This window comes from Microbacterium schleiferi (assembly GCF_020781975.1).
In the GTDB taxonomy this organism is placed as follows: Bacteria; Actinomycetota; Actinomycetes; order Actinomycetales; family Microbacteriaceae; genus Microbacterium.
The window spans coordinates 50,679-64,328 of record NZ_JAJGNI010000004.1; the positions used below are offsets into that span (position 1 = coordinate 50,679).

General features: G+C 68.1%; 14 protein-coding genes. 12 read left to right on the top strand and 2 right to left on the bottom strand.

What is annotated here, in order from left to right:
• Window positions 1-5 precede the first annotated feature (5 nt).
• Window positions 6-986 (top strand): 1,4-dihydroxy-2-naphthoate polyprenyltransferase, encoded by a 981-nt coding sequence (locus LL236_RS05905; protein ID WP_374198010.1) that lies wholly within the window; start codon window positions 6-8, stop codon window positions 984-986.
• On the opposite strand, the gene LL236_RS05910 is transcribed toward LL236_RS05905, so the two are convergent.
• Window positions 933-1,274, bottom strand: a complete 342-nt coding sequence (locus tag LL236_RS05910) for a DUF4229 domain-containing protein (RefSeq protein ID WP_228177876.1) — start codon at window positions 1,272-1,274, stop codon at window positions 933-935. The two genes, LL236_RS05905 and LL236_RS05910, sit on opposite strands and share 54 nt — an antisense overlap.
• 94 nt (window positions 1,275-1,368) lie before the next feature.
• Between LL236_RS05910 and LL236_RS05915 the strand changes: the two genes are divergently transcribed.
• The 4 genes from LL236_RS05915 to mgtE all read left to right on the top strand — a co-directional run bounded on the left by LL236_RS05915 (window position 1,369) and on the right by mgtE (window position 6,014).
• Window positions 1,369-1,788: a PLD nuclease N-terminal domain-containing protein gene (locus LL236_RS05915; RefSeq protein WP_228177877.1), complete on the top strand. Its 420-nt coding sequence runs from the start codon at window positions 1,369-1,371 to the stop codon at window positions 1,786-1,788.
• Complete coding sequence (gene menD, locus LL236_RS05920) at window positions 1,748-3,610, top strand: 2-succinyl-5-enolpyruvyl-6-hydroxy-3-cyclohexene-1-carboxylic-acid synthase (RefSeq protein ID WP_228177878.1); 1,863 nt, start codon at window positions 1,748-1,750, stop codon at window positions 3,608-3,610. The genes LL236_RS05915 and menD overlap by 41 nt, the downstream gene beginning before the upstream one ends.
• A gap of 27 nt (window positions 3,611-3,637) precedes the next feature.
• Window positions 3,638-4,501, top strand: a complete 864-nt coding sequence (locus tag LL236_RS05925) for a PPK2 family polyphosphate kinase (protein ID WP_228177879.1) — start codon at window positions 3,638-3,640, stop codon at window positions 4,499-4,501.
• A gap of 163 nt (window positions 4,502-4,664) precedes the next feature.
• Window positions 4,665-6,014 (top strand): magnesium transporter, encoded by a 1,350-nt coding sequence (mgtE, locus tag LL236_RS05930; protein ID WP_228177880.1) that lies wholly within the window; start codon window positions 4,665-4,667, stop codon window positions 6,012-6,014.
• A 15-nt stretch (window positions 6,015-6,029) separates the two neighbouring features.
• Here mgtE and LL236_RS05935 read toward each other — a convergent pair whose 3' ends face one another.
• The gene (locus LL236_RS05935; RefSeq protein ID WP_228177881.1) at window positions 6,030-7,310 is read right to left on the bottom strand and encodes an isochorismate synthase; all 1,281 of its coding nucleotides are present in this window, start codon (window positions 7,308-7,310) and stop codon (window positions 6,030-6,032) included.
• A gap of 22 nt (window positions 7,311-7,332) precedes the next feature.
• On the opposite strand from LL236_RS05935, the gene LL236_RS05940 reads away from it, so the two are divergent.
• The 7 genes from LL236_RS05940 (at window position 7,333) to LL236_RS05970 (ending at window position 13,622) form a co-directional block, all read left to right on the top strand.
• A complete protein-coding gene (locus tag LL236_RS05940) occupies window positions 7,333-7,908 on the top strand; it encodes a DUF402 domain-containing protein (protein WP_228177882.1) in 576 nt (191 codons plus the stop codon).
• Window positions 7,909-7,970: 62 nt separating this feature from the next.
• The gene (locus LL236_RS05945) at window positions 7,971-8,708 is read left to right on the top strand and encodes a demethylmenaquinone methyltransferase (protein ID WP_228177883.1); all 738 of its coding nucleotides are present in this window, start codon (window positions 7,971-7,973) and stop codon (window positions 8,706-8,708) included.
• A gap of 9 nt (window positions 8,709-8,717) precedes the next feature.
• Entirely contained in the window at window positions 8,718-9,773 is a 1,056-nt protein-coding gene (locus tag LL236_RS05950) for a polyprenyl synthetase family protein (protein WP_228177884.1), read from the top strand.
• Window positions 9,774-9,830: 57 nt separating this feature from the next.
• Window positions 9,831-11,204 carry an FAD-dependent oxidoreductase gene (locus LL236_RS05955; RefSeq protein ID WP_228177885.1) on the top strand — a complete coding sequence of 458 codons (1,374 nt, stop codon included), beginning with the start codon at window positions 9,831-9,833 and terminating at the stop codon, window positions 11,202-11,204.
• Window positions 11,201-12,403, top strand: a complete 1,203-nt coding sequence (locus LL236_RS05960; RefSeq protein ID WP_228177886.1) for a multidrug effflux MFS transporter — start codon at window positions 11,201-11,203, stop codon at window positions 12,401-12,403. The genes LL236_RS05955 and LL236_RS05960 overlap by 4 nt, the downstream gene beginning before the upstream one ends.
• Before the next feature lie 96 nt (window positions 12,404-12,499).
• The gene (locus LL236_RS05965; RefSeq protein ID WP_228177887.1) at window positions 12,500-13,081 is read left to right on the top strand and encodes a hypothetical protein; all 582 of its coding nucleotides are present in this window, start codon (window positions 12,500-12,502) and stop codon (window positions 13,079-13,081) included.
• Between the two features lie 61 nt (window positions 13,082-13,142).
• Window positions 13,143-13,622 (top strand): hypothetical protein, encoded by a 480-nt coding sequence (locus LL236_RS05970; RefSeq protein ID WP_228177888.1) that lies wholly within the window; start codon window positions 13,143-13,145, stop codon window positions 13,620-13,622.
• Window positions 13,623-13,650: the final 28 nt, after the last annotated feature.

Genomic DNA, 13,650 nt, shown 5'->3' on the forward strand with positions numbered 1-13,650 from the left:
TCCCCGTGGCAGCACCCTCCAAGAAGAAGCGCTCGCGGTCTCGCACGAAGCCGCATCCGGGTTCGACCAATCACGCTCGTCGCGACCACCGTTCGCCCGTCGCCGCCCCCAAGCCTGCGACGCTGCGTGACTGGATCGGTGCAGCCCGCCTGCGGACGCTCCCGCTGGCAGTCACCCCGATCCTCATCGGCACAGGAGCAGCACTTCTGATCGAGCGTCCGATGCACTGGGTCATCGCTCTGGCGTGCCTCGTGGTGTCGGTGAGCCTGCAGATCGGGGTGAACTACGCCAATGACTACAGCGATGGCGTGCGCGGCACGGATGCCTACCGGGTGGGGCCGGCTCGCCTGACCGGAGCCGGCAAGGCGAAGCCCCGGACGGTGCTGATCGTCGCGCTCGTGTACTTCGCGATTGCCGGTCTTGCGGGCCTCGCCATCACGATCCGCACCGAACAGTGGTGGTTCCTCGCGGTCGGTACCGCCTGCATCCTCGCTGCTTGGTTCTACACGGGCGGCAAGCGCCCCTATGGCTATGCGGGCCTCGGTGAACTGTTCGTGTTCGTCTTCTTCGGCCTCGTAGCAACGCTCGGCACGACGTGGGTGCAGGTGTTCGCGCTGCCGCAGGAGGCCTGGTTCGGTGCGGTCGGGGCGGGCCTGCTCGCGTGCGCCGTGCTGCTCGCAAACAACCTGCGCGACATCGATCAGGATCGCGTCGCCGGTAAGCGCACGCTCAGTGTTCTGATCGGGCGCCGCGCCACGCAGGTGCTGTACACCGTGTTCGTGCTGGTCCCGTTCGGGATCGCGGGCTACCTTGCGGTCTTCTACCCGATCGCGTGGTTGACCGCGATGGCGTTGCTGCTCGCGCTTCCCGCGATCCTCATCGTGTGGACCTACCGGCAGCCGCGCGAGCTCGTCATCGCCCTGGCGTTGACGTCAGGAACGTCGCTCGCTTTCGGAGCTTTCCTCTTCTGGGCCTTCGCCGGCTGACGGCGCGGGTGCTTCGTCGGCAGCCGGTGCGTCTTCGAGGGTGGCATCCTCAACCTGCTCGTCGGTCGGGTCAGTACGGCGCGCCCTGCGCTCGGCAAGCGATGCCGACACCTCATCGAGGGGGCGGCGCAGGAAGATCACCGAGAGGCTCAGTCCGATGAGCGCGGCGAAGATCGCCGACAGCCAGTAGAACTCGCGGCCGATGGGCAACAGCATCAGGATGCCGAACGGGACGAGGAAGAACAGGATGCGCAGCACCGTATAGAGCCAGAAGGAGCGCGCGTTCACCCCTCCATCGTAGGCGTCGGGCGCCCTGCCGCCGTCCGCCCCGGTCAGCGCCCGCAACCAGCCCCGGCGTGTCGAACCGACCTAGGATGGAGGTGTGCCCCGCGTGCTGTTGATTCTGGCGTTGGTGGCGACCGCGTTCTGGGTCTACACCATCGTCGATTGCGCTGTGCAGCCGCCGACGCGGCACCGCGGCGTGAGCAAGCCGCTGTGGATCGTCATCGTCCTCGTGCTTCCCGTGATCGGCGGGGTGCTGTGGTTGCTGGTCGGTCGCGCACGACGGTCCGCGGTTCACGCCACGCGCGCCCCGGATGATGACCCCGAGTTCCTGGGCCGCATCGGCACGATCTCGGATCAAGACGAACGAATTCGCCGGCTCGAGGAAGAGCTCGCACTGCTGGATGCCGAAGATGCGTTGGACGGTCCGACGGATGCTGACACCGTGACCGATCACGAAGCGGCATCCGCGCCCCGCGATGACGACGACGAGCCCCGCGGGTCTCGCGGCGCCGCCTGACGGGCATCCCGTGAGCGACCTGGTCGGTGGGGGCACCCGTTCGCCCGCGACGGATGCTGCAGCGGCCCTGCTCGATCAGCTGATCGCGCGGGGAGTGCGCGATGTCGTTCTCAGCCCGGGTTCGCGCTCGCAGGCTCTGGCGCTCGCCGTTGCCGACGCCGAGGAACGGGGCCTCCTGCGGTTGCACGTGCGCATCGACGAGCGGGTCGCCGGGTTCACCGCCCTGGGAATCGGTCGCGAGACACGGATGCCGGCAGCTATCGTCTGCACCTCCGGCACTGCGGTGGCAAACCTCGCGCCCGCCGTCCTTGAGGCCCACCACTCCGGGGTGCCCCTGCTTCTGCTGACCGCCGACCGACCCCCGGAGCTGCGGGGAGTCGGGGCGAACCAGACGACGCGTCAACCTGGCATCTTCGCCCCCAACACGCGGTTCGAGCTCGACGTGCCGACGCCGACCGAGATCGACGACACCGGTGAGGGCGACCAATCCGTGATGCTGCGCGATATCGCCGACCAGGCAGTGAGCGCGGCGCTCGGTGACGCGGTGCGTCCGGCCGGTCCCGTCCATCTCAACCTGCCGTTTCGCGAGCCGCTGGCCGGATCGCTCCCGCCGTGGTGGGGCGCGGATGCCGGAGAGGGAGCCCACACGGTCGATGCGCCGCTCGAGAACGACCAGTCGGGCGCGCTGTATCAGGGCGGGGGCGGCATCGGTGATGCCGACGAGGCTCTCGCAGCCGACGAGGAGCCGCTCGTGCTGCCTCGCGGCATCCGGACGATCGTTCTGGCAGGCGAAGGAGCGGGGCCACGCGCCGAGGCGCTGGCGTGGGAGGGCGGATGGCCGCTTGTCGCTGAGATCGTCAGTGGCGCCCGTTTCGGCCGTCAGCTCGTCCATTCCTACCGGGAGCTGCTGCGTCGGCCGGAGCTCAGCGACCCGATCGAGCGCGTCGTCGTGCTGGGTCACCCCACGCTCGCGCGCGAGACCAGCGCGCTTCTCTCCCGCGACGACGTCGAGGTGATTGCGCTGCGCGGTCCCGGAGAGACGGTCAACCTCAACGGCGCGACAGTCGCCGTTGCAGCCGTGGCCCCGGCCCCAACCGCCGCGTCGACGACAGAGGCGATCGCGGCTGATCGCGCATGGCTCGGAGAATGGATGCGGGCCTCGCGTGCGGCATCCGTCGACCTGTCAGTGCCGGCTCCCGACGGTGAGGCGCTCGCGTCGGCCGACCCGCAGACGCGGCTGGGGGCGATCTCGGCGGAGCTTGCGGTGCTGCGAGAAAAGCTCGACCGCGTGGCCCTCGTCGATGCGGCGTGGCGGGCGACGTGGCCACACGACCGGCTCGTGTTCGGCTCTTCGCGCCTGGTTCGGGTGGCCGACGCCGTGCTGCCGGGCAAGAAGGTGACCGTGCACGCCAATCGGGGTTTGGCTGGAATCGACGGAACAGTGGCGACGGCCTTCGGGGTCGCCATCGCGAGCCAGGCCGAGGGTGCGGCAGGAGTGACCCGCGTGCTGCTGGGTGATCTGGCCTTGCTGCACGACGTCGGAGCCCTGTTGCTCGTGCCGGGGGAGACGGCGCCGCGGATCCAGGTGATCGTCGGGAACGATTCCGGCGGCACGATCTTCGACGGCCTTGAGGTCGCCGCGCTCGGCTCCTCGCAGCAGCGCGATCGCGTGCTCTACACACCCCAGGATGCCGATCTCGAGGCGCTGGCGACCGCCTACGGCTGGACCTATGCGCGCATCGAGACCCGAGCCGCGCTCGACCAAGCGCTCACCTCGCCGGTGGTGGGCCCGCAACTGATCGAAGTGCCGCTCCCGCGCTGAGCGACGGGCCGGGTCCATGATGGACGGGTGACCGCGAGAAGTCAGACCTATTGGACCGGCGACGTTGCCGAACTGCTGCGAGTCCGGGAGGGCTTCGTCCTTTCGGGGGTCGACCCCGGCTCGACACCCGGCTATGGCAGCGACAAGCAGCAGGCAGCGCAGGACCTTGCTGCGGGCGTTGCGGAGCTCGACCTCTTGCAAGAGAAGCTTTTCGCCCAGAGCCGGGTGGGCGCCACGGACGCTTCGGTGCTACTTGTCCTGCAAGGGATGGACTCGTCGGGCAAGGGCGGGATCGTGCGTCACGTCGTCGGCTCGGTCGACCCGCAGGGTGTTTCGCTCGCATCCTTCGCCGCGCCGACCGAGGAGGAGCGCTCGCAAGACTTCCTGTGGCGCATCCAGCGCAAGCTGCCGGCCGCCGGCCGGATCGGTGTGTTCGACCGGTCGCACTACGAGGACGTTCTGATCGGACGGGTCCGGGAGCTCGCGGATGCCGATGAGATCGAGCGCAGGTATGGAGCGATCAACGAGTTCGAGCGTCAGGTCGCGGCATCCGGAACGCGGATCATCAAGGTCATGCTGCACATCTCGTACGCCGAGCAGAAGGCGCGGCTCATGGAGCGCTTGGATCGCCCCGAGAAGCACTGGAAGTTCACGCCCAGTGATGTCGACGAGCGGATGCGCTGGCCGCACTACATGGCCGCGTATCAGACGGTCTTCGAGCGGACGTCCACCGAGCATGCACCGTGGTACGTGGTGCCCGCCAATCGCAAGTGGTATGCCCGACTGGCGATCCAGCACCTGCTGCTGGAGGCGCTGGAGAACATTGATCCCCAGTGGCCCACCGCCAGCTACGACGTCGCCCTCGAACGCGAACGCCTCGCCGCAACCTGACCCCCTCCGCCGAGTTGTCCTTCCCTCAGCCGAGTTGTCCCTGGTTCAGCCGAGTTGTCCCTGGTTCAGCCGAGTTGTCCTTGGTTTAGCCGAGTTGTCCTCCCCGTCGACCGCGCGGTGAGTGTTAACTGACGCGCGCCCACCGTCTGCAAGGATGCGCTCCATGGATGACGAGTTTGAGGGATTCCTCGAGACAGTGACTCCGCTTCTGCGGGACCGCCGGCTCGATGAGCTGCGCGAGTTGCTGGCCGAGCAGGATGCCGCCGATATCGCTCAGCTCCTGGAGCGGGAGGATGCGCGCGACCGCGCGGTGCTGTATCGACTGCTGCGCCGCGACCAGGCGCTCGAGGCCTTCGAACTGCTCGATCCGGGGATGCGGGCTGAGCTCATCGGCGGCCTGCGGGAGGACGACGTCGCGAAGGTCTTCGAGGAACTCGACCCCGACGATCGTGCGCAGCTGATCGACGAACTCCCGGCGGGCGTCGCACGGCAGCTCATGCGGGGCCTCTCACCCGCCGAGCGCGAGCTGACGGCCCCGATGCTCGGGTACCCGAAGAACAGCGTGGGCCGCTTCATGAGCACGGAGTATGTCCGGCTTTCGCCCCAGCTCACGGTCGGGGACGCGCTCAGCCACGTGCGTCACCGCGGTGTGGATGCCGAGACCGTCTACATGCTCCCGGTGACCTCACCGCACCGTCGCTTGCTGGGCGTCGTCGGTTTGCGGGAGCTCGTGATGGGGCGCTCCGACGTCACGGTCGAGGAGCTCATGACCGAGGCGCGGACTGCTCGGGCAACGGATGCCGCAGAGACCGCCGCGCGATCGCTGGTCGACTCCGGACTGCTCGCCATGCCGATCGTCGACAGCGAAGACCGCCTGCTCGGCATCCTCACCGTCGACGACGCGGCCCGCATCCTCGAGGAGGCAGAAGACACGGATGCCGCACGCCAAGGTGCCTCCGAGCCGCTGGGGCGCCCCTACCTCACAACGCCCGTGCTGCGGATTGTGCGCGCCCGTGTGGTGTGGCTCCTGGTGCTCGCCGTCTCGGCGCTGCTCACGGTTCAGGTGCTCGGGATCTTCGAGGCAACACTCGAGCAGGTCGTGACCCTCGCCCTGTTCATTCCGCTGCTGACCGGCACAGCGGGTAACACCGGTTCGCAGGCGGCGACCACCGTCACCCGCGCCCTCGCGATGGGGGAGGTGCGAAAACGGGATGCACTCACGGTGATGTGGCGCGAGGTGCGGGTCGGCGCCTTCCTCGGAGGCCTTCTGGGCGTCCTCGGCTTCGCTTTGGCGAGCCTCGTGTTCGATCTCGCCCTGGGGGCCGTGATCGGCCTGACGCTGCTGTTCATCTGCACGCTGGCAGCGACAGTGGGCGGGCTCATGCCGATCCTCGCGATGGCGGTCCGCGCCGATCCGGCGGTGTTCAGCACACCGTTCATCTCGACGTTCTGTGACGCGACGAGCCTGATCATCTACTTCGCCGTCGCGACCTGGATCCTGCAGCTGGGCTGAGTCTGCCAGCGGAGCTCAGGCGAGGGCGTCGACGATGGGCCGGAACTTCACGCGCGTCTCGAGAAGCTCGGCCTCGGGGTCGCTTGCTGCCACGATGCCGGCGCCGGCGTGCGCGATGACCGGAATCGTGTCGCTGTATCTGGCGGCGTCCCGCTGCGGCTCGGCGCCGATCTGGGCGCAGCGCAGGGCGATCGCCCACTCGCCGTCGCCGTTGGCGTCGATCCAGCCGACGGGTCCGGCGTACCGGCCCCTGTCGAACGGCTCGAGTCGACGGATGACGTCGAGTGCGGCATCCGTCGGGGTGCCCGCGACCGCAGCCGTCGGATGCAGCACCGTGACGAGGTCGAGCGCGGAAGCCCCGTTCGACAGTCGTCCGGAGACATCGGTTGCCAAGTGCCACAGATTCGGAAGCTCGAGCAGGTGCGGCTCGCCGGGAGCGACGAGGTCACGGGTGAGCGGTGCCAGTGCGTCAACCACGCTCGTGACCGCGAACCGGTGCTCGTCGAGGTCTTTGCGGCTCGTCCCGAGTGCCTTCGCTGCGGCGACGTCCTCGTCGGCATCGGCGCCGCGCGCCGTGGTTCCGGCGAGCACGCGCGCGGTCACGGCGCCCTGGTTCACCGTGATGAGGGTTTCGGGACTCGCGCCGATGAGGCCGTCGACGGCGAAGGTCCAGGTGTCGGGGTAATTCGTGGCAAGCGCGCGCACCAGCCGACGCAGATCTGCGCCCGCCGGAATCGTCCCGACGAGGTCCCGTGCGAGAACGACCTTCTCGACCTCGCCCGCCGTGATCGCCTCGATCCCGGAGCGCACAGCGTGTTGGTAACCGTCGGGGTCGAGCGAGCCGGGTCCGAGCGTTGCGGACCAGTGGGGGCCGTGGGGAACGGACGTAGGCTGCGGCGGCTCAGGATCGCTCTCGTGACGGATCGTTGTGACCCACGCCCGTCCGTCGTGCACGCCGGTGATGGTCTGCGGAACGACCAGGAACGGCGGCGCCGTCGAGGCCGGGTCGAACCCGAGCGCGCCGAACGCGACCAGCCCGGTGCCGGGCAGTTGCACGGGATCGGACACTCGAGCGTTTGCCGCCAGGTCGCGCCAGATTGCGGCAATCGGCCGGGACAGCGGGGGCGAACCCGGCCCGCCGATCGTTACGACCGCCGCGCCGGAGCCGACGATGCCCTCACCCCGACGCAACCACGCCAGCGGATTATGCGGATCGGCCAGCGACAGCAGGTCGTCGACCGGTTCGATGTCCCGGGTCTCGACCACCAGCGGTGGGAGACGGGGAGTACGGGTCACCTCACCAGCCTAGACTTCCGGCGTGGATGCGGATCGACTCGGGCGCCCGGTGCCCGGCACGGTTACCCAGTTCCGGTGGCGCAAGTGGGACGACGGCGTCCATTGGGTGCACGACTGCGTCTATCTCGGCCACGACAGCTGGGGCGAGTGGTTCGGGCAGCCGGCGGGATGGCGCAGCATCCGTCCCGGCCGGAACGTCGTGACCGCCGGCCCCAACGTCACCCTCATGCCCCCGAGCGGCGAGTACGCGATGACGGTGAACGCAGCACCGTCGCGGACCCGCATCTATATCGACCTCGGCTGGGACATCGGCTGGTCGCAGAGCGCTCCCGGCGTCGCGGAGGGCATCGACATGGATCTGGATGTCGTGCGAGCCCTCGACGAGCGCGGGATCTGGATCGACGACCGCGACGAGTGGGACGAGCACCGCGTCCACTACGGCTACCCGCGCGAGGTGGTCGAGCGGCTCGAAACGTTGGCTGTCGACCTGGAACGGCGGGTGCGCGCCGCGGAGGCTCCCTTCAACGACGCCACGGCGGATGCCTGGCTTGAGCGCCTCGCCGCCCGTGGACTGGCCCCCCAGGGTCTTGATCGTTGAGCGAGCGCAGCGAGTCGAAACGCCCCGGACTCGCCCCTCACGTGGCGTCCTAGACTCGACGCGTGACCCAGTCCCATCGCGCAGATCTCCAGAAGGACCCGGCCCGCGTCAGCGGAATGTTCGACGAGGTCGCGGCAGGCTACGACCGGACGAACACCATCCTGAGCGTCGGTAACGACCGTCTGTGGCGACGTGCGACGACCCGTGCGCTGTCACCGCGCCCGGGGCAGCGCATCCTCGATCTCGCGGCAGGGACCGGCACCTCGAGCGTCGCGATCGCGCGCACGGGCGCCGACGTCGTCGCCGCTGACTTCTCCCCGGGCATGATCGCCGAGGGGCGCCGTCGCCACGCCGGCGTCTCTGGCGTGAGCTTCGTGGAAGCAGACGCAACGGCACTGCCGTTCGAGGACGAAGAGTTCGACGCCGTCACGATCTCGTTCGGACTTCGGAACGTCCAGGATGCCGACGCCGGCCTGCGCGAAATGCTGCGGGTGACCAAACCGGGTGGGCGACTGGTGATCTGCGAGTTCTCGCACCCGACCTCTCCGGCTATCTCCGCTCTGTATCGGTTCTACAACGACCGCATCCTCCCCCCGGTCGCGCGGCTGGTCAGTTCGAACGGCGACGCGTACGACTACCTCAACGAATCAATCCGCGCGTGGTCGGATCAACCGGCCCTTGCGGGGCGCATTCGGGCTGCGGGATGGACGGATGTGGCGTGGCGAAATCTGACGCTCGGCGTCGTGGCGCTGCACCGTGCGCGCAAGCCCGTCGGGGATGGTGGCTCCCAGCCCCGGTAGGCTTGTGGTGTGACCCCCTCCGCGTCAAGTTCCCGAATCGCGAGCCAGCTGGGTCTCGCGGAACGGATCTTCGCGGGCCCTCGTGCGCGCCGTCTCATCGACGGTGTCGAAGCCGGGCTGGATCGGGTCGATGCAAATCTCGAGCGGGAGCTTCACGTCTCGGACGCGCTGGCTGATGCGACAAGCCGGTACCTGTTCGATGCCGGCGGCAAGCGCGTGCGTCCGATGCTTGCTCTGCTGACCGCACACCTCGGTGACGGCGTCACCGAGGATGTGGTCGAAGCTGCCACGGCGCTCGAGCTCACCCACCTCGGTTCGCTTTACCACGACGACGTGATGGATGATGCCGACAAGCGTCGCGGGGTGCCGAGCGCTCACTCGGTGTGGGGCAACAACATCGCCATCCTGACCGGCGACCTCCTCTTCGCTCGTGCGAGCCAGATCATGGCGCGGCTGGGAGAGGGAGCGATCCGACTGCAGGCGAACACCTTCGAGCGGCTCGTCCTCGGTCAGATGCACGAGACTGTCGGGCCGACGGATGCCGATGACCGCGTCGCGTTCTACCTGCAGGTTCTCGCAGACAAGACCGGATCGCTGATTGCCGCGGCAGCGCAGTCGGGCATCATCTTCAGCAACGCTCCCACCGAGTACGAAGAGCCGGTACGCACCTTCGGTGAGGCAGCCGGCGTTGCTTTCCAGCTGCTGGATGACGTCATCGATCTCTCGGCAGATCCCGATGAGACCGGCAAGGTGCCGGGGACGGACCTCCGCGCTGGCGTCCCGACGATGCCCTATCTGCTTCTCGCGCGCCGTGACGACCCCGAGGCTCGCGCTCTTCGCGACCGGATCGACGAGGGCGTTGCCCGGATCGCTGACGGCGAGGACCCCGCGTTGCTGGACGAGCCTCTTGCGATGCTTCGGTCTGACAGGTCAACGCGCGAGACTGTGGAACTCGCCAACGCTTGGTCGCGTGATGCGATCGCGGCACTCGATCCCATCCCCGACGGCCCGGTCCGCGAAGCCCTCACGAGGTTTGCGCAGGCCGTCGCCGACCGCTCGAGCTGAGGCCGTCCCGGCGCTCTCGCGCCGAATCACCGTGCTCTCGCGTCCCGAAAGGAACACATGACCACTCTGAGGTTGGCCATCGTCGGCGCAGGCCCGGCGGGCATCTACGCCGCCGACATCCTGCTGAAGGCGGAGCGCGCGTTCGACGTGTCGATCGACCTGTTCGAGCAGCTGCCTGCGCCGTACGGCCTCGTCCGATACGGTGTAGCTCCCGACCACCCTCGCATCAAGGGCGTCATCACGGCCCTGCGCGAAGTGCTCGACAGGGGCGACATCCGCATCTTCGGCAACGTCGAGTTCGGTCGCGACATCACCCTCGACGACCTCAAGCGCCACTACAACGCCGTCATCTTCGCCACCGGCGCCGTCCGCGACGCGACCCTCGACATCCCGGGAATCGACGCCGAGGGGTCCTACGGTGCTGCCGACTTCGTGAGCTGGTTCGACGGGCACCCCGACGTGCCCCGCACCTGGCCGCTGACCGCGCAGTCGGTAGCCGTCGTCGGCAACGGCAACGTCGCGCTCGACATCACCCGCATCCTCGCCAAGCACGCCGATGATCTGCTGCCCACCGAGATTCCCGCGAACGTCTATGAGGGGCTCAAGGCCTCGCCCGTGACCGACGTCCACGTCTTCGGCCGTCGCGGGCCCGCGCAGGTCAAGTTCACGCCGCTCGAGCTGCGCGAGCTCGGCGAACTGCGGGATGTCGACATGGTCGTCTACGACGAGGACTTCGACTACGACGAGGCATCCCGGACGGCGATCGAGAGCAACAAGCAGGTCAAGGTCATCGACCGCGTGCTGCAGGAATGGCGGACCCGGCCCGGTGTGAACAACGCGGGCGGGACGGCATCCCGTCGCCTGCACCTGCACTTCTGGGCTCGGCCCGTCGAGGTGAAGGTCGATGACCGCGGCCACGTGTCGGGCTTCGTGTACGAGCGCACGCGCCCCGACGGGCAGGGTGGTGTCGCCGGAACCGGTGAGTTCCGCGAGGTTCCCGTCCAGGCCGTCTACCGTGCCGTCGGCTACTTCGGATCACCGCTTCCCGAGGTGCCGTTCGATGAAAGGCACGGTGTGATCCCCAACCACGAGGGCCAGGTTCTGCGCGCCGATTCCAATGAGCGCGCACCTGGGCTGTATGCGACCGGATGGATCAAGCGTGGCCCGGTCGGCCTGATCGGTCACACCAAGTCCGACGCGATGGAGACCGTGCGCCACCTCATCAACGATCAGGGTTCGTGGTGGCAGCCTGAGGACCCGTCGGAGGCGGCGATCCCCGCACTCCTGGCCGAGCGCGGTGTCGCCTGGACCGACCTGGAAGGCTGGCACCGTCTCGATCAGCACGAGATCGGTCTGGGTGAGCCTGAGGGGCGTGCCCGTATCAAGGTGGTGCCTCGCGACGAGATGGTTGCCATCTCTCGAGGCGAGTGAGTTCCTCGCGGAGGCTGTCGCCGGGGCTGATCGCAGCTCTCGGCTTCGTCTCCGCTGTCGGTCCGTTCGCGACCGACATGTACCTCGCATCCTTCACCGACATCGCGGGCGACCTCGGCGTTGACGCCGCGGCCGTGCAACTGACGCTCACCTCATTCCTCGTGGGTGTCGCGGTGGGTCAACTCGTACTCGGTCCCTGGTCCGATCGCGTCGGGCGACGCCCCGTCCTCGTCGTCGGCGGAGTGATCTTCGCTCTGTCCAGCATCGCGCTGGTGTTTGCCCCGACGATCGCCGTGTTCGTCATCCTGCGATTCGTGCAGGGTTTCTCGGGGTCTGCGGGGATGGTGTTGGGGCGCACCGTCGCTGTCGATCTCAGCCCCAAAGAGACTGCGGTGCGCGCTCTCAGCCTCATCGTGGTCGTTGTCGGGGTTGCGCCGCTGGTCGCACCACCGATCGGCGGTCTGCTGAGCGAGGTCGTTGGCTGGCGCGGCGTGATGGCGGCGCTCGCGGTCGTCGCGGTGGTGATGCTGGTCGTGTCGCTGGCCGTCGTTCCGGAATCCCTCTCCATCGAGCATCGCCATACTGCCGGGATGTCGCAGACGCTCGGCGCCTTCCGCGGATTGCTCGCCGACCGCGCTTTTCCCCTCTATACGGGTGCCTACGCGCTCACGTTCGGCGCGATCATGGCGTACGTGTCGGCGTCGCCGTTCGTGGGCCAGGTTGTGCTCGGGATGTCGCCGACGGTGTACTCGATCTCGTTCGCGGTTGCAGCCAGCGGCGTCATCCTCTCGAACATCGTGAACGCCCGGGTCGCGGTGCGGTTCGGGCCGAGACGGATGCTGGGCGTTGGCCTGGGCGCCACGACCGGCGCCGCTGCGCTTCTGCTGGCACTCACGCTGACCGGTACCCTTACGATCCCGGGGTTCGTGGCCTGTGCGTTTCTGCTCACTCTCGGACTCGGATTCACGATGTCCAATGCCAGCGCTTTGGGCCTTGCCCGCGCCGATCACGCTCGCGGTGCGGGCTCAGCAATCATGGGAACATCGCAGTTCGTCATCGGTGCTGTGGCGTCACCGCTCGTGGGGTTGGCGGGAGAGGATACGGCTGTGCCGATGGCAGTCGTGATCGCGGCGATGATGGCGCTCTCGCTGCTGCTCGGCATCCTGGCCCTGCGGACGACCCGCCGCGGCCGCCGCTGAGCCGGCTGGCGCGGCGCGCGGCTCTTGTGCCTTACATTGAGGTGTCCAGAGTGCGTGGGTGAGGTGGTCGCCCGCGCACCGTATCGAGGAGTCACTATGTCCCGGTCCCGCTTTGTCCCTGCCGTCGCCGTCGTCGGTATCCTGCTGCTCGCTGGTTGTGCACCGACCCCCGAGCCTTCGTCCACGCCAACCTCTGAGGCAACGCAGAACGACACGCCCAGCACCGAGCCGACGCAGGAGCCGCAGTCGTTCGTCGCGAACGTTCCCACGGACTGCGCAGCGGTCGGCACGGCCGAGAGCCGCGCCGACAGCGTCGATCAGCTGAACCTTCAGGGTGACGGCGCCGACTTCGTTCGCCCGGTTCCCGAGGGCTCCACGCTGCTGCTCGGCTGCGACTGGTTCGCTGGCGACAGCCAGGGCGTGCTGCTGCTGATCAGCGAGGTCGACCCCGCGGCCGCCGAGGCATATGTCGCAACCCTTCCCGGTGAGGGGTACACCTGCGTCACGGGGGATGCCGGAAACCCGGTGTGTCAGATGGTCACCCCGAACGCCGAGTTCCCGGTCGACACTGTCGAGACGATCACGAGCCGCGAGGACATCTGGATCTACTCGTCGGTGACGAACGTGGACGCCGAGATGCTGCTGGGCGATCTGAACCTGCAGATCTGGGGCAACTGATCCCGTTCGTGTCGGTCCTGACACGGTTGGCCCTCACCGGCGGCCGTGTCAGGATCGATGCGTGAGCATCAACAACCCGAGCGACAAGACCCCCATGAGTCGCCGAGGACTTCTCGCGTCAGCACTGGCTGCGGGAACTGTCGGTGCACTCGCGGGTTCCGCGGCGCCGGCGGCGGCCGCGGCTGAGGATCCCCGCGGTCCGAACGAGGTTTGGCTCAAAGGGTCGGGCCTGAAAGTCACCAGCGATGAATGGCAGCCGCTTCCAGAGGGCTACTCGTGGGGTCCCGGGAGAATCCTCTATTACTCGGTCGTCATGGAACAGCAGACGGAGGCGCGGCGTGTATGGGCCGTCGTCCTTCCGGACGGGACTCAGCGCACATTCCCGGAGTCGGCATATATGTCGCAACTCCGCATGGCCTTCGCCGAACGCGGCTGGCGCTGGACCACCACTAATCACCCCGCGGCATCCCACGTCGTTGTGTACCTGGAGCCAGCTGATTTCTTCGCTGCTGGGCTCGGCGACGCTCCCCCGATCAGGTAGCTTCGGTCTCTTCGCGTCCCGCACGAGA